Origin of the sequence: Rhodopila sp. (assembly GCF_965276935.1) — a bacterium.
Taxonomy (GTDB): Bacteria; Pseudomonadota; Alphaproteobacteria; order Acetobacterales; family Acetobacteraceae; genus Rhodopila.
Genome location: NZ_CBDIBS010000003.1, coordinates 432894 through 455947, shown reverse-complemented (window position 1 = coordinate 455947; position 23054 = coordinate 432894). Strand labels below are relative to the sequence as shown.

General features: G+C 64.8%; 20 protein-coding genes. 12 read left to right on the top strand and 8 right to left on the bottom strand.

Annotation, left to right across the window (positions count from 1 at the left end):
* Nucleotides 1-221 precede the first annotated feature (221 nt).
* Both ACQY4S_RS09915 and ACQY4S_RS09910 read left to right on the top strand, forming a co-directional pair.
* Entirely contained in the window at nt 222-1280 is a 1059-nt protein-coding gene (locus ACQY4S_RS09915; RefSeq protein WP_428485039.1) for a hypothetical protein, read from the top strand.
* 13 nt (nt 1281-1293) lie between these two features.
* Nucleotides 1294-1950, top strand: coding sequence for a hypothetical protein (locus ACQY4S_RS09910; RefSeq protein WP_428485038.1), 657 nt, complete (start codon nt 1294-1296; stop codon nt 1948-1950).
* A 142-nt stretch (nt 1951-2092) separates the two neighbouring features.
* Here the strand turns inward: ACQY4S_RS09910 and ACQY4S_RS09905 are convergent, their stop codons facing one another.
* Nucleotides 2093-2638 carry a chromate transporter gene (locus tag ACQY4S_RS09905; RefSeq protein ID WP_428485037.1) on the bottom strand — a complete coding sequence of 182 codons (546 nt, stop codon included), beginning with the start codon at nt 2636-2638 and terminating at the stop codon, nt 2093-2095.
* A 130-nt stretch (nt 2639-2768) separates the two neighbouring features.
* Between ACQY4S_RS09905 and ACQY4S_RS09900 the strand changes: the two genes are divergently transcribed.
* The gene (locus tag ACQY4S_RS09900) at nt 2769-3710 is read left to right on the top strand and encodes a retroviral-like aspartic protease family protein (RefSeq protein ID WP_428485036.1); all 942 of its coding nucleotides are present in this window, start codon (nt 2769-2771) and stop codon (nt 3708-3710) included.
* A 98-nt stretch (nt 3711-3808) separates the two neighbouring features.
* On the opposite strand, the gene ACQY4S_RS09895 is transcribed toward ACQY4S_RS09900, so the two are convergent.
* The 4 genes from ACQY4S_RS09895 to ACQY4S_RS09880 all read right to left on the bottom strand — a co-directional run bounded on the left by ACQY4S_RS09895 (nt 3809) and on the right by ACQY4S_RS09880 (nt 8497).
* Nucleotides 3809-5008: an iron-containing alcohol dehydrogenase gene (locus ACQY4S_RS09895; protein WP_428485035.1), complete on the bottom strand. Its 1200-nt coding sequence runs from the start codon at nt 5006-5008 to the stop codon at nt 3809-3811.
* 268 nt (nt 5009-5276) lie between these two features.
* Nucleotides 5277-6578: a peptidoglycan -binding protein gene (locus ACQY4S_RS09890; RefSeq protein WP_428485034.1), complete on the bottom strand. Its 1302-nt coding sequence runs from the start codon at nt 6576-6578 to the stop codon at nt 5277-5279.
* Nucleotides 6579-6584: 6 nt separating this feature from the next.
* Nucleotides 6585-7724, bottom strand: coding sequence for a flagellar motor protein MotA (locus ACQY4S_RS09885; RefSeq protein ID WP_428485033.1), 1140 nt, complete (start codon nt 7722-7724; stop codon nt 6585-6587).
* Complete coding sequence (locus ACQY4S_RS09880) at nt 7721-8497, bottom strand: OmpA family protein (RefSeq protein ID WP_428485032.1); 777 nt, start codon at nt 8495-8497, stop codon at nt 7721-7723. Before ACQY4S_RS09880 ends, ACQY4S_RS09885 begins: the two co-directional genes overlap by 4 nt.
* Before the next feature lie 180 nt (nt 8498-8677).
* Between ACQY4S_RS09880 and ACQY4S_RS09875 the strand changes: the two genes are divergently transcribed.
* The 3 genes from ACQY4S_RS09875 (at nt 8678) to ACQY4S_RS09865 (ending at nt 11108) form a co-directional block, all read left to right on the top strand.
* Nucleotides 8678-9859, top strand: a complete 1182-nt coding sequence (locus ACQY4S_RS09875) for an acyl-CoA dehydrogenase family protein (protein ID WP_428485031.1) — start codon at nt 8678-8680, stop codon at nt 9857-9859.
* A 25-nt stretch (nt 9860-9884) separates the two neighbouring features.
* Nucleotides 9885-10316 (top strand): GlcG/HbpS family heme-binding protein, encoded by a 432-nt coding sequence (locus ACQY4S_RS09870; RefSeq protein WP_428485030.1) that lies wholly within the window; start codon nt 9885-9887, stop codon nt 10314-10316.
* A gap of 150 nt (nt 10317-10466) precedes the next feature.
* Entirely contained in the window at nt 10467-11108 is a 642-nt protein-coding gene (locus ACQY4S_RS09865) for a hypothetical protein (RefSeq protein ID WP_428485029.1), read from the top strand.
* A 202-nt stretch (nt 11109-11310) separates the two neighbouring features.
* On the opposite strand, the gene ACQY4S_RS09860 is transcribed toward ACQY4S_RS09865, so the two are convergent.
* The 3 genes from ACQY4S_RS09860 to ACQY4S_RS09850 all read right to left on the bottom strand — a co-directional run bounded on the left by ACQY4S_RS09860 (nt 11311) and on the right by ACQY4S_RS09850 (nt 15402).
* A complete protein-coding gene (locus ACQY4S_RS09860) occupies nt 11311-11943 on the bottom strand; it encodes a glutathione S-transferase family protein (protein WP_428485028.1) in 633 nt (210 codons plus the stop codon).
* A gap of 151 nt (nt 11944-12094) precedes the next feature.
* Nucleotides 12095-13189: a mandelate racemase/muconate lactonizing enzyme family protein gene (locus ACQY4S_RS09855; RefSeq protein WP_428485027.1), complete on the bottom strand. Its 1095-nt coding sequence runs from the start codon at nt 13187-13189 to the stop codon at nt 12095-12097.
* Between the two features lie 47 nt (nt 13190-13236).
* Entirely contained in the window at nt 13237-15402 is a 2166-nt protein-coding gene (locus tag ACQY4S_RS09850) for an amylo-alpha-1,6-glucosidase (RefSeq protein ID WP_428485026.1), read from the bottom strand.
* Between the two features lie 260 nt (nt 15403-15662).
* Between ACQY4S_RS09850 and ACQY4S_RS09845 the strand changes: the two genes are divergently transcribed.
* The 6 genes from ACQY4S_RS09845 (at nt 15663) to ACQY4S_RS09820 (ending at nt 23051) form a co-directional block, all read left to right on the top strand.
* A complete protein-coding gene (locus ACQY4S_RS09845) occupies nt 15663-16586 on the top strand; it encodes an ABC transporter permease (protein WP_428485025.1) in 924 nt (307 codons plus the stop codon).
* Nucleotides 16583-17383, top strand: coding sequence for an ABC transporter permease (locus tag ACQY4S_RS09840; protein WP_428485024.1), 801 nt, complete (start codon nt 16583-16585; stop codon nt 17381-17383). The genes ACQY4S_RS09845 and ACQY4S_RS09840 overlap by 4 nt, the downstream gene beginning before the upstream one ends.
* Nucleotides 17384-17392: 9 nt before the next feature.
* Complete coding sequence (locus ACQY4S_RS09835; RefSeq protein WP_428485023.1) at nt 17393-18463, top strand: ABC transporter substrate-binding protein; 1071 nt, start codon at nt 17393-17395, stop codon at nt 18461-18463.
* Nucleotides 18464-18618: 155 nt separating this feature from the next.
* The gene (locus ACQY4S_RS09830) at nt 18619-19716 is read left to right on the top strand and encodes an ABC transporter ATP-binding protein (RefSeq protein ID WP_428485022.1); all 1098 of its coding nucleotides are present in this window, start codon (nt 18619-18621) and stop codon (nt 19714-19716) included.
* A 452-nt stretch (nt 19717-20168) separates the two neighbouring features.
* Nucleotides 20169-21947, top strand: a complete 1779-nt coding sequence (locus tag ACQY4S_RS09825; protein ID WP_428485021.1) for an SLC13 family permease — start codon at nt 20169-20171, stop codon at nt 21945-21947.
* Nucleotides 21948-22073: 126 nt separating this feature from the next.
* Nucleotides 22074-23051, top strand: a complete 978-nt coding sequence (locus tag ACQY4S_RS09820) for a hydroxymethylglutaryl-CoA lyase (protein ID WP_428485020.1) — start codon at nt 22074-22076, stop codon at nt 23049-23051.
* Nucleotides 23052-23054: the final 3 nt, after the last annotated feature.

Genomic DNA, 23054 nt, shown 5'->3' with positions numbered 1-23054 from the left:
TTGTTCAGGACATGGAAGATGCGCCGAAACCAAGTGTGGCTGCTCATCCGGTTGCCACGGCGGCAGTGCCTCATGGCGGTAGCGGCTTCAGTCGCATGTCCGCCCAGGGATCATGTCCGACAGTCAGTGATCCGACATCCACGTAATCAAGGCGTTCCGTGATCGAACAGTCGATGGACCGGTTGCCGCGATGTCATTCGGCTTGCAAAGGATGAAGCACCATGTCGACCCGTCGTGATCTCGAGCGCGGCTACGCCGTCGACCTCAAGCGGGTGGTCCTGGCATACGTCGCCGAAACCGTGATCGTCATCGCCTCGCTGATCGGCGCCTACCTGTTCGCCGAACAATATGGCCATCATGACCCGGCGACCATGCTAATGATGATGCTGGCGCCGGCGGCCTATGCCGTCGTGGAGTTCTGCCGTGTGCCGTTGGCGATCTCGATCCGCACGCAGACCTCATTGCTGCTGCGGCTGTTCGCCGTGCTGGGCGTGCTTGGGGCTGGTTGCGTCACCATCAAGTCGATGTCTCAGCTTGGCGAGATCATGTTTCGGCCCAGGCTGTACGATGTCGTGCATGCGCGTGAGCGGCTGGACGACGCCCGCGCCGCCGCTGCCAGCATGCAACAGACGATCAGCGAGGCGGATGATGTGGTTGCGCAGCGCCGCGCGGAGCTTCGCAACGCCGAACAGCAACTTGGCGTCAGCACCGAGAAGCTGGGCAACCTGCCGGAACAAAAGTGCCTGCCGATCTCCGGCATCAGCAAGGACGGCCGAGCGTGGCGGAGCATGAAGTGCAGTGCCGATCAGCGCATCGCGCCGCTGGTGCGAAGCGTCGCCAATGCCACCACTGATCGCGTCGCCGCGTCCGATCGATTGGACCGCGCAGGCAGCGAGCGGGACACGCTTAGTCGCGCGTCAACCGACATGGCGCTGCGCACGGAACAGCTTGCCTATCGCGAGGCGGTTATGAACTCGCAACTGCATTCGTTTGCCGCGATGGTGTTTGGCAAACAACCGACCGAGGTGACAGACGGCGAAATCCATCAGTTTCTGCGGTTCTTTATCTTCATTCCGGCAATCGGATCGGCGTTCGCCGCCACATTGATCGCCCTGATGGCGGTGCAGCGGCTTCCTGTCGTGCCGCCGGTCGATCTGGTTGACGATGCTGGGGCGTATATCCTTGAACCGTTTGCCGGCGCGGTGGTCCGGCAGGCTGTCGAAGCCGCGACCAAAGCCGCACGCGAAAGTGTTGAGCGTCCTATTTTCACTCATGCCTGATCAGGTGGCAAGCATGTTTATCACGCCGTCCCGCAACAACGCCGCGCTTGCTGCCGCTGTCAACAACCGGATCAGGGCCGATGGGTCGATGATCGCGGCCAAAGCCGTGTTGTGGCGGCTGACCGGTGTCGGCGTGCTCTGCTTGATGGCGGGCTGTGGCCTGGGCGCCGTGCTGTTCGGCTATGCCCAGGTGACCGACGGCCGGACCTCGGCTGACAAGATGGCCGCCGCCTTCGCCGTGGCGCTGGAGCATGCCAATCTCGGCAGCGTCCGGTTGAACCCGGACTCCACCGTCAAACTGGACCCGACAGCGACGGTCAGGCTCGATCCCGCGGCGACAGTGCGAGTGGATGCTGGGGCGACGGTGCCGATGCGGCCGTCGGAGCGGCAACTGAGAGGTGGATCGGAAGCAAGGACCGTTACCAACTATACCATCTTCAAGCAGGTGCCGTTTGGCAAGGGCGCCGTCTACACCGGCTGGGACTTCAACTCCAGCAGTCAGGACAGGCCGGATGCGCAGTTTTGTTACTACGCGGAACAGGCATCGAAAGGCGGGGAGTATAACGATGTCGTGCTGGGGCGGAACGGGCAGCCGCAGCAGTACCAGCCTACCAACGCCTATAACATCGATGCGCCGGCAGCCTACCAGCAGTGCGTCTGGTTCCGCTAACAGCGTTGCTCCATCGCCGCCTGATCAATTGTGGACGCGGCTTGATCACTCGTTCTGGTGCGCTTCAGGGCGCGTGGGGCCGTGGCCAGCAGCAAGAGCCGGCGATGCAGGTCCGCCAGATCGGGCAGCACCGGGCCGGTCGTCAGTGCCGGAACCGCCACAGCAGGACGGTCGAGGCCAGCACCAGCACCGGCAGCGCCGCCGCCAGAGGCAGGCGTAGCAGGGCAATGACAATAAAGGTGCAGGCGGCGACCGCGATCGCCAGGGGGCGACCCTTCAGCGGGGTGGCGATCTTCAGCGCGTTTGCGAACAGATAAGCTGCCGCCGCGGCGGCCAACGCAACGAAGGCCGGCCGCACCGGAGGTAGATCGAAATACCGGTCGTAGATCAATCCAAGGGTGATGACGATCGCAACCGGTGCCGTCATCAATCCGAGGAAGGCGGCGAGGGCACCTGGAATGCCCCTGAACCGCGCGCCCAGCGCGATCGTCAGGTTCATGATGTTGCCGCCCGGCAGGAACTGGCAAAGGCCGAGCATGTCGGTGAACTCGGTGGGCGAGAGCCACTGACGCTGATCCACGATCAGACGCCTTGCCCAGGGCAGCACGCCGCCGAAGCCGCAGATGCCGACGACGAAGAAACCGGCGAACAGGTCGAAAACATCAGGGTCGGGGCGCGATTGAGACATTTGATCGTGAATATGGGGCGATCGTGACTATCGGGTTGATCCCGGTTGGACAAACTGAGGTGTTGCCGGAACAGGGCCAGCCATCGCATATCCGCGCCACCGCGTCGTCCACCGAGGGAGAGCAGATCGCGTGCGCAAAACTGGCGGCGGCTTCAGGTCTATCCGGCTGCTGTGCCTGTTGTTCGGCTTCCTGACGGCGTCCGGCAGCGCCAGTGCGGACTGTCAGGTGCGGAAAGCGAGCAGCGTCGCACTCATCGTAAAGGACGGCTCGATCATGGTGCCGGTGGAGGTCAACGGGGCAACTGCCGTGTTCATCCTGGATACCGGCGCGCAACGCTCGTTGGTGACCGAGGCGGCGGTTGCCCGCTTGGGGCTGGCGCGTGACCCGTGGGTCGGCACGACTATGAGCGGCATTGGCGGGCTGAACAGCCGCGCCAACGCCGACACACGAAGCCTGAGTCTGGGCGGCGTGCCGCTGGTGCGCCACACGTTGAACCACGACACCAGCCTGACGGTCGGCGTCCTGCCCCGCGCTGCCGTCGCCGGCCTGGTGATCGACGGACTGCTTGGCCGCGATTACCTGTCGATGTTTGATCTGGACCTGGATATGCTGGCGCATCGGCTGACGTTGTACCGGCCGATCGGCTGCGCGGGCCGGTTTCTGCCATGGGGTGGCGGCTATGCCGCGATCCCGGTCAGCATTCCGACCGAACATGCGCTGGTGCTTCCGGTGGTGCTGGACGGCGTGGCTTTGCGGGCCTTGCTGGATACCGGTGCCAGCAGCAGCTTGCTGGGCGCGCCAGGGATGTTCCGCCTGGGTCTTGAGCCGGCCCGTCTCGGCGCCGATCAGGCGGATCAGGTCAGCGGTCTGGGACCGCGCATCGTGACGATGCGTCGGCATCGGTTCGATACGCTTCGTGTCGGCAGCCAGACGATCGACCGGCCGCTGATCTGGGTGGGGCCGATCCGGTTGACGCCGATCGTGGACATGCTGCTTGGGGCGGATTGGCTGGCGGGGCGGCGGGTGTGGATTTCCTATGCGACACGGCAGCTTTTCATGGCGGTTCCCTAACCAGCCGGATTGCGAGGACCAACGGCGCCCATGCAGGTATCTCTGAAGGCTTTGACCGGAGGTGCGGCAAATCTCATCCGCCGGCGAACTCGTTCTGACTACCAGGCGACTTCCAGCAGCGCCCGCACGGCTGGTGGGCCATCGATCTTGCGCGGGTTGGTGTGAACCCATCGGTCATGCATCGAACCGGTCGCTATCGCGTCGAGTTGCTCAAGCTTGACACCGACATCCCGCAGGGTTGCTGGAAGGTTCAGGCTGGCGATCAGCGCGGCCACCGCGTCGCCCGCGGATTCGTTCGCGTGTCCAAGCGCCTCGCTGACCCAGGCCTGACGGGTGGCGTTGACGGATTCGTTGAACCGCAGGACATGCGGCAGCATGATGCACGAGGTGTAGCCGTGCGGCACGCCTGCGGTGCCGCCAAGGACGTGCCCGATGCCGTGGCTGGCGCCTTTGGCAACGCCGTTCTGCGATCCCATGATCGACATCCAGGCGCCAAGCTGGCAGTTCAGGCGCGCTTCCAGGTCAGCCGGGTCCGCCTTGACCGCCGGCAGGCCGGCGGCGAGCAGCCGCAACGCCTGCAGCGACATGCCGTCGGAGAACGGTGTCGGGTTGACCGAGCAGATATCCTCCACGGCGTGATCGACGGCGCGGATGCCGGTGGACAGGAACAGCCACTCCGGCGTGTGGACCGTCACCGCCGGGTCCAGGATGACGGCTTGCGGCATCATCAGCGGATGGGCGAAGCTCTCCTTCACATGCCGCGTCGTGTCGGTGCAGCCAGCCATCGCGGTAAATTCACCGGCTGACAGCGTGGTTGGCACATCGACCGAGCGCACCGCCGGCGGCTTCACCGGCGGGCGTTCCGTCTTGCCGTCCGGGGTGATGACGGCGCGGAAGGCGTCAAGCTGCGCCGCTTGGGTGACGTCGTTCCCCAGGCACAGTCCGACCATCTTGGCCGCGTCGGTGACCGATCCGCCACCGACGGTCAGCAGCAGATCGGCCTTCGCCGCACGTGCCTCGTTCGCCGCGGCCACCACGTCGGTGCGCGGCGTGTGCGAGCCGATCCTGGCGCAGACGCCGGCCAGCCGGTTGCCCAGCACGCGGCGGACGCTCTCCACCACATCGGTCTCCCGGTCGAGGGTGCCGCTCGCCATCACATAGACGGCACGGGCGTCTAGGCGATTGACTTCGTCGGCCAACGCCTCGGCCAACGGGATGCCGTAGATCACCCGCTCCATGGGCGGGTAGCGGTGGATGCCGTGGATCATGGCGTTCTCCTGCTTGTCCTGCGCGAGCATGGCCGAAGCTTGCTGTCGCGAGAAGGGGTGACGGATTGGCTTGCCAGATCAGGCGAATCGGGGGCACACTGCTTGCGTCAACAACCGAAAGGAGGTGATCCAGTGTCTCATTGTTCCGTGGTGTCCCTAAGCCTGACCTGGATCGCTGGCGCTCCGGCGGCGGCGTAAGACTTCTCCAGTCCGGCGACGGACGCTTACAAACAATGTGAAGGCCTCGGGCATCCGTCCGGGGCCTTCAGCATTTTTCGCTCCATACTATCGATCCGCATTATCGATCCGTCAGGCGCAGTTCGATCCGCCGGTCCTTGGCGTAGGCGTCCGGCGTATCGCCGGTGCCCAACGGCTGGTACTCGCCGAAGGCGGTCGCGGCGAGATGGTCCGGCGGCACGCCGTCGGCGATCAGCAGCTTGACCACGGTGATGGCGCGCGCCGCCGACAATTCCCAGTTCGAGGCGAAGGCACCGCCCTTCACCGGCTGCGGATCGGTATGCCCGTCGACCCGCAGGATCCAGTGGAGGTCCGGCGGGATCTCCGCGGCGACATCCTTGATGGTGATGGCCAACGCCGTCATTTCGGCGGCTCCGGCCGGAGTCATGTCGGCACTGCCGACCGGGAACAGCACCTCGCTCTGGAACACGAAGCGGTCGCCGACGACCTGGATGCCCGGCCGGTTGGCCAGCACGCCGCGCAGCTTGCCGAAGAATTCGCTGCGATATTGCTGCAATTCCTTCACCTTCGCCGCCAAGGCCAGGTTCAGCTTCTGGCCGAGGTTGGTGATCTGCACATCCTTTTCGTGGCCCTGCTGCTGCGCCAGATCCAGGCTGCTTGCGACCGCGGAAAGCTGGTTCTTCAACTGATCGATCTGCTGGTTCAGCAAGGCAATCTGCGCCCGCGCGCTGTCGCCCAGCTTGCGCTCGTCGCCAAGCTGGACCTCGACGGCCTGCCGCCGCTGCTGTTCCGTCATCGCCCGCGCCGCGGCGTCCTGCGCCTGCTTCTCCAGGTCATCGCGCAGCGCGGCGAGGGCGCGGGACTGTTCCGCCAACGTCGCCAAGTCGGACAGCTTGGCCTGCAGCGTGTCCTTGTCGGTCGCCACGGTGCGGTCCAGCGCGGCGATCTGCGCCCGCATTTCGGCCAGATGCGCCTTCGCCGCCTCGGCATCGCGCGTGGCGGCATCCGCTGTCCGGGTTGTGTCGGTCAGTTGTGCCTGTAAGCGGCTGCTGGCGGCGGCGGCGGTCTGGATCGCGGCATTCGCGTCGTTCAGTTGCCGCGTGACCCGGTCGCGTTCGGCCGTGGTGCCCGCGAGGTCGGCGCCAAGCTGGGAGACCGAAAGTTGCAGGCTGGCCGTCCTGCCGCGCTCCAGCGACAGCGCGTCGGACAGTTCCGCAAGCTGCTTGGTCGCCTTGTCGAGCGCCTGACTGCGGCCCGACAGCGTAACCGACAGGAACGCCTGGGCCAGGACGAACACCAGCAGCACGAAGATGATGACCATGAGCAGCGTGGACAGCGCGTCCACGTAGCCGGGCCAGGCGTCCAGACCATTGCCGCCATGGCGGCGGATGCGCGATGCCATGGGCGTCTACCGTGGCGGTTCGGCGCGTGCGGCGACGGTGCGCGTCAGCAGCCGCAGGTCGTTGCGCAGTTCCGCGGTGGATCGCGCGCGTCCCTGTTCGGTTTCGCTCAGCAGGCGCTGGACGAAGGTCTCGATGTTGCGCAGGTGGCCGCGGGCGACATCGTCGCCGTGCATGTCGCCAAGGCGTTGCAGCGCTGGACCAAGCGCGGTCTGCATCTCGGCGATGCGCAGCATCAGTTGCTGGTTTGCCCGCATTGTTTCGACCAGCATGCCGAGGCGGTCATTGAGGCCGAGCACCGCGAGGTTCATCTGGTTGCGGGTTTCCTCGTCGCGGGTGAGAACGTTCTGCAGGCCTTCCATGTTTTCCGCGGTCTGCTCCAGCAGTGCCTGGACATAGACCGGTACTGACCCTTCGCCTTCCGCCAGCACGCCAGACGACAGCCGGGTGAGGCCGGCCAGCCATTCCTCCAGTTCGTTGAAGAAACGGTTTTGCGCCTGGCCCGCCGTCAGGTCCAGGAAGCCCAGCACCAGCGCGCCGGCGAGGCCGTACATGCTGGCGGAGAAGGCGGTGCCCATGCCGGCCAGCGGCTTGGTCAGGCCGGACTTCAACTGCTCGAACATCAGGTTCATGTCGCCGTTGCCCAATGTCATGCCGCCGATCACGTCGGACACCGAGCTGACCGTCTTCAGCAGGCCCCAGAAGGTGCCCAGCAGGCCCAGGAAGATCAGCAGCCCGGTCATGTAGCGCGACAGTTCGCGGCTTTCGTCGAGCCTTGAGGCGATGCCGTCCAGCAGGCTGCGCATCGCCGTCGTGGACAAGGTGAAGTGGCCGGTGTTGCCGTGACCATGGCTTTCACGCATGCCGAGCATGCTGGCCATCGGCGCCAGCAGCTTGGGGGAGGGCAGGGCGGCCAGGCGGGTGCGCGCGGTCTGGTAGGTCTCCAGCCAGGTGACCTCCGGCGACAGCCGCAGCACCTGGCGCAGGTTCCAGCCGATGCCCAGCAGCAGGATCAGCAGGATCAGGCTGTTCAGCAGGGGATTGTTGTCGAACGCCGTGATCAGCACCGGCGACAGCAGACCCGCGACGACGGCGACCGCCACCAGGAAGACCAGCATGCGTATGACGTAGGCGGACGGGCGGGTCATCGCGATGCCCCCTGGGAGGGCGTTTGGGACGCCCCTTGGGACGCGGCGTCGGCGCCCAGCACGTTCACGTCGACGCGGTCGGGTGGGCCGTTGCCGTACTGTGCGCCCAGCGCGCGGACATAGATCCGAGCGGATGGAACGCCATCGGCGATCAAGCCGCTGCGCACCGCCATGGCCCGGGACAGGGAGATCCGGCGCGCGGCGGAGGGATCGTCCGCGGGACCGGGCGCATACGCCATGACGTTGAAGCTGGTGGTCTCATTCGCCGGTGCCGCCGTGGTCAGGTGCTTGAGCGACGCGACACTTTCGGGGCTGAGATCGGATTGCCCGGAAGCGAAGGTCAAGCGCAGGCCCATTGGGGTGGGTTCAGCCTCGGTCGCGGCCTTGTCCGATACCGGCGGGGGCGGCGGCGCTGATCCAGCGGGCGGCGGGGCAGGGGCGATCGGCGTGATCGTGGCGATCCGCGGCTCGGTCAGCGGCATCGCCGGCGGCGTCGGACTGGCCGGCGCGGCGGGTGCCGCGGACGCGGCCGATGTGGACGCGGTTTGCGCTGGCGGCGAACTTGATGGCGGCGAACCCGATGGCGGCGAACCCGATGGCGGCGAACCTGGCGACCGGTCGGCAAGCGGCGTCCGCCCGGCCGTTTTCTTGGCGGTCAGGTGCTCGGCGGCCGGCGCCGTTGGCCTGGACGGAGCGGGGCTGGCGCCTCGCTCGGGCAGCGCCTGCAGCGCATGCAGGTCAAGCGTCACCTGCGCGAATGCGTGCGTCGTCACAGACAAAAGAACCGCAGTCAGGAACGGCAAGGGGCGCATACATAAAGTCGTAGCGGAACAAGCGGTTCGTATCAATGAACCTTGCGTGTGCGATGCAACCGCCGCTTGGAGGTGAGGCTGGATTGACAAGCTGTGCCGGACGCGCCGGTAATCGGTCTTCAACGCGCCAGGGAGCGTGACATGAACCATGTCGGCCTGGGGTCCATCGCGGTCGATCCGATCGCCCAGGCCCACGACCTCGGACCCTCGATCGTCGCCGCGGCGGACGAGATCGAGCGCAGCCAGACGATTCCCGAACCGCTGCTTTCGCAAATCCACGATGCTCGCCTGGCTCGCATGCTGCTGCCACGATCCGCCGGCGGTGATCAGGTGGAGCCTTGGATCTACCTGCACGCGATCGAAGCGGTCAGTCGCCACGATGCCTCGGTCGGCTGGAACCTGTTCGTCGCCAACAGTTCCGCCCTGATCGCGCCGTTCATTCCGTTGCGGACGGCGCAGACGATCTACGCCGACCCGCGCACGATCATTTCCTGGGGACCGCCGAATGAGTGCAAGGCCCGCGCGGTGCCTGATGGTTATCGGGTCAGCGGTGCGTGGCACTTCGCCAGCGGCAGCCGTCAGGCGAACTGGATGGGTGCGCATTGCCAGGTGGTTGAGCCGGATGGCTCACTTCGGCTGAACCGCTTCGGCCGCCCGACCGTCCGCACGCTGCTGTTCCGCAAGGAGCATACCCAGCCGATCCGTGACTGGAACACGATCGGCATGCGCGGCACGGCGTCCGAAGGCTACCGCGTCAATGACCTGTTCGTGCCGGAAGCCTACAGCGGCACGCGGGAGGACCCGGCGCTGCGGCGGGACACCGGGCCGCTGTACGCCTTTACCATGCAGGGGCTTTACGCTGTCGGGGTTGCCGGTGTCGCGTTCGGCGTTGCCCGGGGCATGCTCGATGCGTTCATCCGCCTTGCCACCGAGAAGACCCCGCGCGGCTTGCAGCGTCTGGCCGACAGTCCGGTTGTACAGGCCGACGTCGCGCGCCGGGAAGCCAATCTGGGATCGGCGCGTGCCTGGCTGGAGGCGATCCTGAAGGATGTGTGGGCGAGTGCCGGCGATCACGCGTCCATCGATCTGGATGCACGGATGCGCGTGCGGCTTGGCTGCGCCCATGCGATCCACACCGCTGTCGAGATCGCCGATCATGTTTTTAAGGCGGCCGGCACCTCGGCGATCTTCCTGGGCACCCCGTTCGAGCGGCGCTTCCGCGACATCCATACCCTGTCGCAGCAGATCCAATCCCGCGAGTCGCATTTCGAGGCGGTTGGCCGGGTGATGTTCAACGGCGATCCCGATGGGGTATTTCTGTAGGCTGTTTTGAACATAGGAAACACGGATGACACAACTGACCCTGGGCAAGGCGCAGACGATCATCACCGCCGCTTTGGCATTTTCGCGGCAGAAGTCGTTCAAGCCGATGGCGGTGGCGGTGCTGGACGCGCGTGGCGTGCTGAAGGCGTTCAGTGCGGAGGACGGCACCTCGCTGCGGCGGGCTGAGATCGCGATCGGCAAGGCGCACGGCGCGCTGTCGATGGGCGTGGGTTCGCGTGCCCTGGCCAAGCAGGCGCAGGAGCGGCCGCAGTTCATCGCCGCGGTCACCCATGCGGTCGGCGGATCGCTGATCCCGGTTCCGGGCGGCGTGCTGATCCGTGGCGATGACAACAGCATCATTGGAGCTGTCGGTGCCAGCGGCGACGTATCCGACAATGACGAGGCGGCGGTGCTGGCCGGCTTGGCGGAGGCGGGGCTGACTGCTGATCCGGGCTGACGAAGTGCTGGCGAGGACGCGCGTGGCTGATGTGATGAACTCGTGGCGAGACGCAGGTTCGTCATGTCGTCGCACGATGCGCCCTCCGCTAGAGGTCCGCCAGCGCAATCATGCTCTGGAGCGGTTCGCGTGCCGCCAAGGCCGACACGGATGACCCGGACTGAAATCCTGACCCGCTACCGTCGCCTGCGTCAGATCAGCAAGGAACACCACGCGGCTGTCGTGGACATCATCGCCCCGGACGTCATGCTTGACTGGGCCAAGCGGCTCGGGCTGACGCAGGGCAAGACCCTGGTCCTCGAGAACGAGAATGAAATGACGCTGGCGGAGGATCTTGCCATCTACCTGCCCAGGCTGGGCCGCTCACATCCGCTCGACCGCTACGCGCGGGCGAGACAGTTCGCGCCGGACGAGGCGATCGTGCTCGCAGCGATGCGCGATGCCCGTTTCTCCCTCTGGCATATCGAGCGGCGGCACGAAACCGCGGGCCTGATCCTGCGGGACCTGCTGCGCGGCGGGGAAATTCGGCTGATCGACGAGGCCATGGAACAGAACGCGCCACCGGGGATGGAGATGGCCGCGCGTCTCCTGAGGCTTGGAGGTTTCGCAATGACCGCCCGCATCATCGTGCCGGTCACCCCGGATCTGATGGAACAGGTTTTCGACAGGGCTCCCGCCTTGAGGCGTGGCGAGGGGGACGTCCTTGCGCAGGACCCGCGCTTCGCCATCGGCGTCTACCGAGCCGCCGTGGCCGCGGGAACGATGAACTCGGTCCGCTTGCAGCGCACATAGAGCGTGTCTACGCTGACTGGAACCGCCCGATCTACATCCGCGGTCATGACGACAGGGAAAAGGCCTGTGCCCGTTTCCAGTCACCGTGAAAGCGCTCTAGCGGCCAGCTTCATGCGTGCGGATGCATCTCTGTTGCCCATCCAAATGCGCCGAACGGCAGACCGGCACCAGCCTGACAGTGTCGCCGCTCCGACTGCTCGGCTCAGCCGAGCTGCGGCGTGGTCTGCTGGTAGCTGGGCATGGCCTGCATTCGCTCCCACCAGGCGGTAAATCCGTCTACCGTAAAGACCTCGTTGGCGTCCGGCGTCAGTGAAACATAGAAGCAGATCGGCGCGAGATAGAGATCACCAAGCGAAGGGCGTTCCCCGGCAATGAACAGATCGTTGCCGCGTAGTTTCATCAATTCCTGTAGCACACGTCGGCCGGTCGCGATGCCTTGCCGCCTTGCGTCCTCGTCCGGTCCGCCGATGAAGTCAGGGAACAGATGATAGCCGGCGACGCCGATCAGCGCGCCATACCCGTAGGAGTCGATGATGCCCATCGCCATGCGCATGCGCGCGCGATCCTTTGGGTTGTCCGGCGTGAACGACGGGCCGGTTAGCACCTCATCCAGATAAGGCGCGATCGCACTCGTTTCGAGAACGCGGAATTCATCATAGTCGAGCACTGGCACCTTGCCGAACGGATGACGAGCGAGATGCTCGGGCTGGCGCGGCTCACCTTTCAACACGTGCACCGGCACCTGCTCGTACTGCACGCCCTTCTCGGCCAGCAGCATTCGCACAGTGCGAACATAGGTGCTGCCGTCGAAGCCGTAGAGGATGATCTTGGCCATCTTGTTCCTTTTGCTTGCTGCGGGCCGAGGCTGGCAGGGTTGCGATCTTGGGGCAAACGTCGTTTGGATGACGATTGCCGCGTTGCAGGTTGAACAGTCGGCTTGCCCTGCCGCGGACGGGCGCGGCTGCTCCCGCCGCAGCACCGTCTGATCAGGCCTTGAACGCCGCCACCGCCTTTTCATCGAACGTCAGCCCAAGTCCAGGCTTGTTTGGCAGCACGAGCTGACCGTGCTCGAGCGCCGGTGTTTCCTGGTACAGGCAGAGCATCCAGGGCATGTATTCGACCGTCAGCCCGTTCGGGCAGGCGGCGACCAGATGCACCAGCATCTCCGGCATCACGTGGCTGACCACCGGCAGGTTGAACGCCTCGGCCATGCCGGCGACCTTCATCCATTGGGTCACGCCGCCGACGCGGCAGATGTCGATCATGACGATGTCGACCGAGCGGGCCTCGATCATGTGGCGGAATGGCACGATGCCCCAGACATACTCGCCACCGGCGACTGGGGTTTTCAGCGCCGCCGTCACCCGCGCCAGCCCGGCGTAGTCGTCCGCCGTGGTGACATCCTCCAGCCAGAACAGGCCGACGTCCTCCACCCGGCTGCCGATATCGATCGCCTGTTCCGGCCGCCAGCGCTGATTGATGTCGCACATCAGCTTGATGTCCGGCCCGATCGCCTCCCGCACCACGCGCACGCGCCGCACTTCCTCGGCCGGTGTCGGGTTGCCGGGCAGCGCCATCTGGGTTTTCATCTCGTTGAAACCCTTCTGCACCAGGATATGCGCCGCGCGCTGCGCCTGATCATCCGACAGACCACGCCGCAGCGAACCGGAGGCGTAGGTCGCCACGCGGTCCCGATGGCCGCCCAGCAGTTTCCACAGCGGCTGGTCCAGCGCCTTGCCCTTGATGTCCCACAGCGCGATGTCGATCGCCGACAGCGCCAGCATGAAGATGCCGCCCGGGCCGCAGGAGTCGCCGGTGCCGGCGTGCAGCCTGGCGACGATCTTCTCGATCCGCAGGGGATCCTCGCCCACCGTCAGGCCGGCGAGTTCCTCGACCGCCACCCGCAGGCTGCCGGTCATCCTGCCGCCGTAGAAGGTCAGGCCGATACCCTCGATCCCGCTGTCGGTGCGCAGGCGCAGGATGACGACAGGACGGGTGCGGCCGGCTTCTTCCGGCATGTTCGCCAGCGGATCATCTTCCGGAATAAGCAGGGTGGTGGCTTCATAGCTGGTAATCTTCATGACGTTGCCTCCGATCACCCTGATCCTATGCCGGATAGGCGGCGGCGTCAGCCTCCTCGCAAGGCTTCGGCCGCCGCGACGCTGCTGCGGTACTGGACGACCTTCGCGTCGCCGCGCAGCACATCCCACACGGTCTTCTTGCCGTCACGCCGGAAGCGGATGTCGAGGTGCCGATGGCCCAGCCGCAGATCGATCAAGGTGATGTCCGGCAACCAGGTTGGCAGGGCGGGATCGACATACAGACGGTCATTGGGTGCATCCGGCTGGATGCCGAGCATGGCCTGAAGCAGGGCGAAACAGGAACCGGCGGCCCAGGCCTGCGGCACGTTGGCGCCGAGGTACTGCACCGGGAAACTGCCGCTGGTGCGTTCCACGCCGGCGTAAAGCTCGGGCAACTGGTTCATCAGGAAGTGACTGGCTGCCTCGCTGATGTCGCGCGCGATGCGGCCAACCTCCTCGGCGTAGCCATAGCGCTTGAAGCCCAGCGCGATCAGGCTGTTGTCGTGCGGCCAGACGGAACCGTTCTGGTAGGAGTAGGGATTGAAGGCGGGATGATCGCTGGACAGGGTGCGGATGCCCCAGCCGGAATTCATGTCCGGCGCCATCAGGCGGGCGACGACGCGGGCGGCGCGATCGGGCGGCACGATGCCGGACCACAGAAGGTGTCCCGGATCGGAGGCGATCGTCACGACCTGCCGCTTGTGGCCATCCAGCATGTATGCGTAGAAGCCGGTCTCCTCGTCCCAGAAGGCTTCGTTGAACTGGTCGAACAATACCGCGGCCTTGCGGCGAAGCTGCGCGGCACGGTCCGGCTTGCCCAAAGCGTCGAAGATTTCCGCGCTGCGCAACCAGGCGTCGTAGACATAGCCTTGCAGTTCGCAGAGCGCCTTGGGCCCGTGCACCGGCGAGCCATCTGAATAGACCATCGAGTCGCCGGCGTCTTTCCAGGACATGTTCTCGTAGCCGACCGGCGAGCGGGTCTGGTATTCCTGGAATCCATCACCGTCGCGGTCGCCGTCGTTATCGATCCAGTCGAGCGCCGCCTCGGCATTCGGCAGGTACTTCTCCAGCAGCGCATGATCGCCGGTGGCGCGCCACGCGGCGTGCAGCGTGATCAGGTAAAGCGGCGTGGCGTCGGCGGTGCCATAGTACGGCGTGTGCGGAATAAGCTTGAAATGCGCGAGTTCGCCATAACGCAGCTCATGCATGATCTTGCCGGGTTCGGCGTCGCGATAGTCGTCACGCTCCGTGGCCTGCCAGCGGCCCAGCACATCCAGCGATCCGCGGGCGAACTCCGGATAGACCAGGATGTTCTGCAACGAAACGATCAGGCTGTCGCGGCCGAATGGCGCCATGAACCACGGCAGTCCGGCGGCGGGAACGAACACCATGTGGTCGGTGCCCTCGATCGGCAGCCGCAATGCCGCCATGTCGTCAACCGCCTGATGGAAGAACCGGTAGAATTCCTCGTTGCTTGTCCGCAGTTTTAACACCGTCTGACGCCAGTCGCGGTGGGCTTTCGCCTGTGAGGACTGTTCCGCCTGGGCAGCGCAGCCGTGCGGCGCGTGGTAGCGTTTCTTGCCGGTGGCAAACTCATACAACAGGCAGCAGTGCCACTGGCCGCCGGGCGGCAGTTTCACCTCGAAGCTGAGCCGGCCATTGGCGAACACGGCCCGTGAATCGCCGTGCCCGACGGATATGGCGACAGACCGGCCAAAATCGGCGTTGTCGTAGTTCGTGCGCAGGGTCTGACGCGCCTCCGACCAGTCGGAGGTTATGTGGCCGCGGCGGATCGAGCGTTTGGCCTTGACGTCGAAGACATCGGCGAAGTCGGACCGCAGGGCGATTTCCAGGTTGAAACGGACCGGCTTCTGGCCGTGATTGCTGATGTCCAGGTCTTCGTGCATCCCCTGATCGATGACGCGGGACAGTTCGAAAGCCAGCGTGTGGGGCAGGATCGGACCATCCTCGGTCAGGAAGGCCTGGTTGGTCAGAAAGATACGGGCGGCATCGAAGTTGGTCGCGCCGCCGCTCAGCAGTTCCCATTCCGTGCCGTTGGCATAGACCGACCAGGCGCTGATCAGCCGCGTATCAAAGAAATACAGCCCCTTGTCGCCTGGCCAGTCGATACGGCCGTCGGTCTCCGACACCATGACCGTCATCGCCTGATGGATGGCGATCTGCGGCGGGCCGACCTGGACCTTGAATGTCATGGGCAAAGTCTCCGCGTTGGTGGAACGCACCAGTTCCATATAGCGTACAAATGCGCGCTGGATCACATGACAGGATGGTGGTGTTAGACAAGCAGGATGCAACATGGACGCTGGACCACATCCGGGCACATATCGAGCAGGGCCTGCCATAGCGCGATCGGGCGGGCGTCGGGAAAACGCTGCATGGTGATTGGCTGGCACAGGGATTGCTAAGCCTTGACCGCGTCCCGTCCAGCATGTCCGGAGCATCACTCGCAGCGATGACGGCCACCGCGACCATCCTGCCATCAGCCGCCCGCGCCGAGCGCACCAGGCCGCGTCTGGCCGTGATGTCGCGTCAGCAGATCATGGGTCTGCTGCTGCTGCTGCCCGCCGCGGCCTTTCTGCTGGCGTTCTTCGTGCTGCCGGCCTGCACCCTGTTCACCTACAGCGTGCTGACCCAGCGCGCCGATGGTGTCGTCACCGTGCCGTTCACCCTGTCGCATCTCGGGCACTTCTTCAGCACCGGTCTTTACACCCATGTGCTGATCTCAACCCTGCGCATGGCCGCCGTCACCGCCGCGATGGCTGCCTTGCTGGGCTATCCGGTGGCCCTGGTGATGATCCGCAGCCGCCCGATGATGATGCGTGTCATGACAATCGTGGTGATCGCGCCGTTGATCGTCAGCGTCGTGGTGCGGACCTATGGCTGGCAGTTGATCCTGGCGAATAACCGCAGCGGCGTCTTGAACTGGCTGCTGATGTCGCTCGGCCTGATCGACCATCCGATCCAGGTCCTGTACTCCGAGACGGCGGTTGTCGTCGGCTCCCTGCATGTATTCTTCCCATTCATGGTGCTGCCGCTGGCCTCGGCGCTGGCGAAGGTCAACCCGGAGGTGCTGGATGCCGCGCGCACGCTGGGGGCGCCGGCCTGGCGGGTCTTCTGGCGCATCAGCCTGCCGCTGAGCCTGCCGGGCCTCGCGGTGGGCTTCACCCTGGTGTTCTCGCTGACGGCGAGCTCCTACGTCACGCCTGCCATCCTCGGCGGCACGGCTGCCCAAATGCTGGGCAATCTTATCGAGCAGCAGATCACCGCGGTCTACGACTGGCCGTTCGGCGCGGCGGTGGCGCTGGTGCTGGTGGGAACGGTGCTGGCCATCAACCTGGCCTCCACATGGTTCTTCGAGCGGCGCACCCGCGCATGAAGGGGCGGCCGTCGTTCGCGACCGCGCTGATGTACACGGTGGCGATCGGCATGCTGGTGTTCATCGCCGCACCGCTGGTCGTCACGATGTCGCTTTCGGTGTCCGACACGATGTTCGTGGCGTTTCCGCCGAGGGGCTTCACGCTGAGCTGGTTTCGCAAGGTTATCGAGGATCCGGACTTCCAGTCGGCGCTGTCGTTCAGCATCTGGCTGGCTGCCTCCGCCACCGCGGGGGCGCTTTTCCTTGGCGTGCCGGCGGCCTTTGCCCTGGTGCGGTTCCCGCTGCCGGGGCGAGCGATGCTGCGGTCGGCGCTGCTGTCTCCGCTAATCTTTCCGGTGCTCATCACCGGCCTGGCGTTGCTGCAGCTTTTCTCCATCCTCGGCTGGCGCACGGTCTGGCTGAACCTGCTGCTGGCGCATATCCTGGTGACATCGCCTTACGTCGTACGCACCGTCTCGGCCAGCCTAATGCTGGCCGATGTCACGCTGGAGGAAGCCGCGCGCACCCTCGGCGCCAGCCAGTGGCGCACGTTCGTTCGCATCACGCTGCCGCAGATCGCACCCGGCGTGGCGGCCGGCTCCTTGTTCGCCTTCATGGTGTCGTTCGACAACTATCCGGTTTCGATGTGGCTCGCCGATGCGGCGAACGATCCGATGCCGATGCTGATCTATCGCAAGGCGACCGGTGTGTTCGATCCGTCCGTGGCGGCGATGTCCACCCTGATGATCGGGCTGGCCATCGGTGTCGTGCTGATACTGGAACGGCTGGTCGGCCTGCGGCGTGCGATGGGAATGTAGGAGAATGTCATGAAGATCAGCATGGGCCGCCGTGGCTTCACCAAGGCCGCTGTTACCGCGCTGGCTGCGCCGATGATCCTGACGCCACGCGCCTGGGCTGACGGCAAATCGATCCAGGTGGGGATCTATACCGCGCAGCAGGGCGAATATGTCCGCAAGAAGATCATTCCGAAATTCGAAGCGGACTACAAGTGTCGCGTCTTCACCACCGAGGGCGTTACCTTGTCGCAGATCGCGGCGCTGCGGGCGACACGAACGAACCCGAAATACAGCGTGATGTTCATGGACGACATCGGCATCGACCTGGCGAAGTTGGAAGGGCTGATCGATCCGCTGCCGGTCGAAAAACTGCCTAATCTGCAACGTGTCTACAAGCGCTTCCTGTTCAGCGGAGGCTACGGTGCGGCCTTCGCGATCTCCACCGGCGGGCTCTACTTCAATCCACAGAACGATCCGAAGATCACCAGCTACGGTGATCTGTGGCAGGAGCGCTTCCGCAAGCAGGTCCTGATGGTCACGCCGAAGTTCACCCAAAGCATCTACTTCCTGACGGCGACGGCAAGCATCGTCACCGGCAAGCCGCTGCATGAGGCGCAGTATGCGCTCGACACGGCGTGGCCGAAGATGGCGGCGTTGAAGCCAAACATCCTGACGATCTACGAGGCCCCGACAACGGTGATGATGGTGGCGCAAGGCCAGGCCCTGGTCGGCGGCATCGAATACTCCAAGAACATTTACCCATACACGGTCGCCGGCGCGCCGATCGACATGGTGTTCCCGAAGGAAGGCACATTCGCCGGCATCAACTGCCTGAGCTTCGTGAAGGGCGCCCCGGAACCCGAACTCGGCGCCGCCTTCATCAACCGCATGCTGGAACCGTCGGTGCAGCAGGGGCTGGCCGAAGCGACTTTCACGGCACCTTCCATCAGCGGCCTGAACTTCAAGCCGGAGATCGCGAAATACATCGCCTATCCCGAAAGCAGGATGGACGAGATGAAGCTGTTCGCCTGCGACTGGGCCTATATCAATCCGCGGCGGCCGGCCTTGCTGGAAAAGTACAATGAAATCTATGGAAGCTGAGCGTTTGTTGACAAACAACGGCTGCGCGTCAGGCAGGCCGCCCAATCCCGTCCATGTGGACGGCCGAGCCCATGAGGGACAAGTCCGCCATCGCGTCGAGAGCATGCCGCGCTGCTGCGATGATGGGTTCATCGGTCCGGAGGCTGTGACGGGCGTTGCACACTGAACCCGCCTCGGTGCGGCTCTTCGACCTGACCAAGCAGTACGGTCAGGTGGCGGCGGTTGACCACCTGTCGTTGAATATCGAGCCTGGGGAGCTGGTGGCATTTCTGGGTCCCAGCGGCTGCGGCAAGACCACAAGCCTGCGCATGATCGCCGGCCTGGTGCAGCCGAGCGGGGGGGAGATTTTCGTTGATGGGCGTTCGATCACGCGGATACCCGTGCATAAGCGCAACATCGGCATGTTGTTTCAAAGTTACGCTTTATTCCCGCACCTGACGGTGGCGGAGAACGTCGTCTTCGGGCTGGAGATGCGTGGCATCAAGCGTCGCGCCGCGACGCAGCGGGTCAACGAGGCGCTGGACCTGGTGCAGCTTCGCGGTCACCAGGACAAGGTGCCATCGCAGCTTTCTGGTGGCCAGCAGCAGCGGGTCGCGCTGGCCCGCGCATTGGTGATCGAGCCGGCGATGCTGCTGCTGGATGAGCCACTCGGCGCGTTGGACAAGAGCCTGCGTGAGAGCATGCAGGTTGAACTGCGCCTGTTGCAGCGGCGGTTGGGCATCACCACGGTGATGGTGACGCACGACCAGGATGAGGCATTGACCCTGTCGGACCGCATTGTGGTGATGCGGGATGGAAGGCTGGAACAGGTCGGCTCGCCGGCGGAGGTGTATCAGCAGCCGACATCGCGTTTCGTGGCGGGATTTCTGGGGCTGTCCAACTTCTTCCAGGGCACCGTAGCGGAACGGGCCGGTGGCTCGATCCAGGTGCGGTGCCGGGATGGCGCGGCGTTGACGCTGGACGGCGATGCCCCGGTCGGTGGCAAGGTCACCGTCGCGCTGCGGCCGGAAGCGGTGCATGTCACGCCAGCCAACGGAACGACCGACAAGCCGAACCAGGTCATCGCGACGCTGGAGCAGGCGGTCTATCGTGGCTTCATGGTGCATTACTATATGCGCCAGCAGAGTGGAGAACCGTTGGTCGCGTTTCAGCAGAACACCGGCAACGGGATTGGTGCGTCATTCTCGGCTGGGCAGGCGGTATTGGCGGCGTGGGATGAAGGCAGCAACCGGTTAGTACGGGATGACGGCTGATTCCGGATCATTCACGCTCCCCAGGCTACCGCGCCAGGCCAGGATCGTCATGTCAGAACGGTCCAGCCGCGAGGCAGCGCTTGACATGGATCGGAAAATCCACAAGTTGCGGCATCTGATCGAGAATTTCTTCTGCGGGCTTAAGGAGTTCTGGCGCCTGGTCATGCGCGGCGGCTAAATGGGTACAGGCGTCACAGCCATGGTCGATCCGGGTTCGGCCAACATCACCTCATGATGACATTCAGCGGGCTCCAGCAAAAGCAACCGCTTTAGCCGTTGGTCAGGTGTTCGGGAAGATCACCTGAGCATCCTGGGCGCTCCAGCCATGCCAAAATCATACCAAACCGGTCAAGGACGCCTCGGTGTTCGCTGATGCCGCGCTACATGGGTGAAATCCGGCCGTTCCTGCTCCGGTTGTCAGTCATTCCGGTTACTCTTGAGGAGCATGCTGGTTGACCCTGCATCAAATTGAATCGTTCGCGATCGTCGCCGGCATGTTGGGTCTCTTCATGTCCGATCGCCTGCGTTATGACATGGTTGCGGCTCTGGCGCTGTCATGCGCCGCCTTCGCCGGCATTGTGCCGCGGGCGAAGGTTTTCGAGGGATTCTCCAATCCCGTCGTGATCATCATCGCCTCCGTCCTGGTGCTCGGCCGAGCTGTTTCGGCCTCTGGTGTTGTCGAGGCCTCCATGCGCCGGCTGCTGACGCGCCTGCGGACGACATCGCTCCAGATCGGTGTGCTCACGGCCTGTGTCACCTTCCTGTCGGCCTTCATAAAGAACGTCGGAACGCTTGGCATCTTCATGCCGATCGCCATCCAGACGGCGGAACGCGGCAAGCGGCCGGCTTCCCTCTACCTTATGCCGCTGGCGTTTGGGTCGCTCGTCGGCGGCACCATTACCCAGATCGGAACGTCGCCCAACCTGCTGATCTCCGCCGTGCGCCAGGAGACACAGGGTCGCCCGTTCACGCTGTTCGATTTCACCCCGGTCGGGCTGCCACTCTCAATCATGGCGGTCGGTTTCCTCGCGGTTGGCTGGAGGCTGATTCCCAGAGGCCGTACAGGTCGGGCGTCGGCCGAGCGGCGGTTGGAGATCGAGAAGTATACGAGCGAAGCGCGATTGCCAGCCGGCTCGCCGCTGGTCGACAAGACCGTCGGCGAGCTGGAAGCGCTGAGCGACGGCGACGTGGTGGTGTCGGCGATCATTCGGGAGGGCCATCGCCGCTACATTCCAGCACGGCACTGGACGCTTTACGCCGGCGACCTGCTGATCCTGCAGGGTGATCCCGTCACGCTCAAGCCGGTGATCGACCAGGGCGGCCTCGAATTGCTTGGAGCGGTGGCGCTACCGAAGACGGGCAGCAAGGATGACCAGCTAGAGGCGGCGGAAGCGGTCATCATCGAAGGCTCCCTGTTGATCGGCCAGACCCTGGAGAAGCTCTCCTTGCGTCAGCGGTTCGAGGTGAACGTGCTGGCGCTGGGCCGTAGCGGGCAGCGGATCAGCAACCGGTTGCGCGAGACACGCTTCCAGGTCGGTGACACCATCGTGGTTCAGGGCCGGCAGGCAACGCTGGCCGAGGTGCTCTCCCAACTCGGGTGCTTGCCGTTGGCCGAACGCCACCTGGTGCTGGGGCAGAAACGGCCCCGGTTGCTCCCGATTGGCATTGTCGCAGCCACTATGGGGTTGATCGCCACACATCTGGTTGCAACGGAAACTGCTTTCTTTGTCGCCGCCGTGCTCGTCGTGCTGTTCGGCGCGCTCAGCCCGAAGCAGGCCTACGACGCGGTCGACTGGCCCATTGTTGTCATGCTGGGCTGCCTGATCCCGGTTGGCGAGGCGCTCAAGGAGACTGGCGCGGCGGGGCCGATGGCGGATGCGCTGACGGTGGTCGCGGCGCATCTGCCAGGTGCTCTGGCCGTTGGTCTTATCCTGCTTGTTTCCATGCTGGTGACGCCGTTCCTGCACCATGCCGCGGCGGTGCTGGTCATGGGACCGGTGGCCGCTTCAGTCGCGGGTAACCTCGGCTATCGGCCGGATGCCTTCCTGATGGCGGTGGCGCTGGGTGCGTCCTGCGATTTCCTGACGCCGGTGGGCCACCAGAACAATCTCCTGGTGATGGCGCCCGGCGGTTACCGGTTCAGCGACTACTGGCGTATGGGGCTGCCGCTGTCCTGTCTCGTTGCCGGACTTGGCACCTGGCTGATCGTGCACGCATGGCCGCTTCATTGATCGAGGGATTTGGGCAACCACAACCGGACGCGGTTGGCCAGCCATGCCGCCGGCGTCTTGCTTGGATCGCTTGCCAGCCTTTTGTGCCGCACGCAAGATGAGGCTCGATGCAGGAGGAACCACCGCATGACCGACCTACCCACTGATGTCGAAATCCATGAGGAAGGCCCGCGCGAGGGCTTTCAGATCGAACCTGGCCCGATCGCGACCGCCGACAAGATCCGGCTGATCGAGACGCTAGCGCAGACTGGGCTGCGCCACATCCAGGTCTGCTCCTTCGTCAACACCCGCCTGGTGCCCGGCTGGGCCGACGCCGAGGCGGTGGTGGACGGCTTCAGCGCCAAGCCGGGTGTGGAGTACACAGGGTTATTCTTTAACGGCAACGGCCTGGATCGGGCGCTGGCGTTCAAGCACAAGCTGACCATCAACGGCAGCATCTCGCTGACCGCATCGGAGGGGTTCACGCGCAAGAACCTGAACCGCAGCCATGCCGAGAATGTCGAGGCAATGAAGAAGCACAGCGCGCTGCAACAGGCGAAGGGCGTTGCCGTCACCCGGATCGGCGTGATGGCGGCGTTCGGCTGCAACTATCAGGGTGACATCTCACCGGCCGAGGTGATCAGCACGCTGCGGGACGGTCTGGCGATCGCCGCGGAAACCGGTGCCGAGATCACGCTGTTCTCCTTGGCCGATACCATGGGCTGGGCCACGCCGGCGCGGATCGAGCGGGTCATCAACGAGGTGCGCAGCCGCTGGCCGGACATGTTGTTGTCGCTTCACCTGCACGACACCCGTGGCCTGGCGGTCGCGAATGCCCATGCCGGCCTGAAACTGGGCGTCACCCGCTATGACTCGACCGTGGGCGGCCTGGGCGGCTGCCCATTCGCCGGCCAGCCGAAGGCCGCGGGCAATATCTGCACCGAGGAACTGGTGATGTTGTGCGAGGAGATGGGGATCGAAACCGGTGTCGATCTGGATGCGCTGATCGAGGCCGGGCGCCTGGCGGAGGCAATTGTCGGGCATCAGTTGCCAAGCGAGTTGATCCACGCGGGTAGTTTTGGATGCGTTCCGGCGCAAGGCGGCGTGACGAGATCGAGCGACTGACGA

What these genes read in the sequence shown, in the direction of transcription:
- ACQY4S_RS09820 (WP_428485020.1), top strand. Translation starts at nt 22,074, where the DNA reads ATGACCGACCTACCCACTGATGTCGAAATCCATGAGGAAGGCCCGCGC.
- ACQY4S_RS09890 (WP_428485034.1), bottom strand. Translation starts at nt 6,578, where the DNA reads ATGGCATCGCGCATCCGCCGCCATGGCGGCAATGGTCTGGACGCCTGG.
- ACQY4S_RS09875 (WP_428485031.1), top strand. Translation starts at nt 8,678, where the DNA reads ATGAACCATGTCGGCCTGGGGTCCATCGCGGTCGATCCGATCGCCCAG.
- ACQY4S_RS09905 (WP_428485037.1), bottom strand. Translation starts at nt 2,638, where the DNA reads ATGTCTCAATCGCGCCCCGACCCTGATGTTTTCGACCTGTTCGCCGGT.
- ACQY4S_RS09865 (WP_428485029.1), top strand. Translation starts at nt 10,467, where the DNA reads ATGACCCGGACTGAAATCCTGACCCGCTACCGTCGCCTGCGTCAGATC.
- ACQY4S_RS09885 (WP_428485033.1), bottom strand. Translation starts at nt 7,724, where the DNA reads ATGACCCGCCCGTCCGCCTACGTCATACGCATGCTGGTCTTCCTGGTG.
- ACQY4S_RS09895 (WP_428485035.1), bottom strand. Translation starts at nt 5,008, where the DNA reads ATGCTCGCGCAGGACAAGCAGGAGAACGCCATGATCCACGGCATCCAC.
- ACQY4S_RS09845 (WP_428485025.1), top strand. Translation starts at nt 15,663, where the DNA reads ATGACGGCCACCGCGACCATCCTGCCATCAGCCGCCCGCGCCGAGCGC.
- ACQY4S_RS09835 (WP_428485023.1), top strand. Translation starts at nt 17,393, where the DNA reads ATGAAGATCAGCATGGGCCGCCGTGGCTTCACCAAGGCCGCTGTTACC.
- ACQY4S_RS09850 (WP_428485026.1), bottom strand. Translation starts at nt 15,402, where the DNA reads ATGACATTCAAGGTCCAGGTCGGCCCGCCGCAGATCGCCATCCATCAG.
- ACQY4S_RS09910 (WP_428485038.1), top strand. Translation starts at nt 1,294, where the DNA reads ATGTTTATCACGCCGTCCCGCAACAACGCCGCGCTTGCTGCCGCTGTC.
- ACQY4S_RS09915 (WP_428485039.1), top strand. Translation starts at nt 222, where the DNA reads ATGTCGACCCGTCGTGATCTCGAGCGCGGCTACGCCGTCGACCTCAAG.
- ACQY4S_RS09855 (WP_428485027.1), bottom strand. Translation starts at nt 13,189, where the DNA reads ATGAAGATTACCAGCTATGAAGCCACCACCCTGCTTATTCCGGAAGAT.
- ACQY4S_RS09870 (WP_428485030.1), top strand. Translation starts at nt 9,885, where the DNA reads ATGACACAACTGACCCTGGGCAAGGCGCAGACGATCATCACCGCCGCT.
- ACQY4S_RS09840 (WP_428485024.1), top strand. Translation starts at nt 16,583, where the DNA reads ATGAAGGGGCGGCCGTCGTTCGCGACCGCGCTGATGTACACGGTGGCG.
- ACQY4S_RS09860 (WP_428485028.1), bottom strand. Translation starts at nt 11,943, where the DNA reads ATGGCCAAGATCATCCTCTACGGCTTCGACGGCAGCACCTATGTTCGC.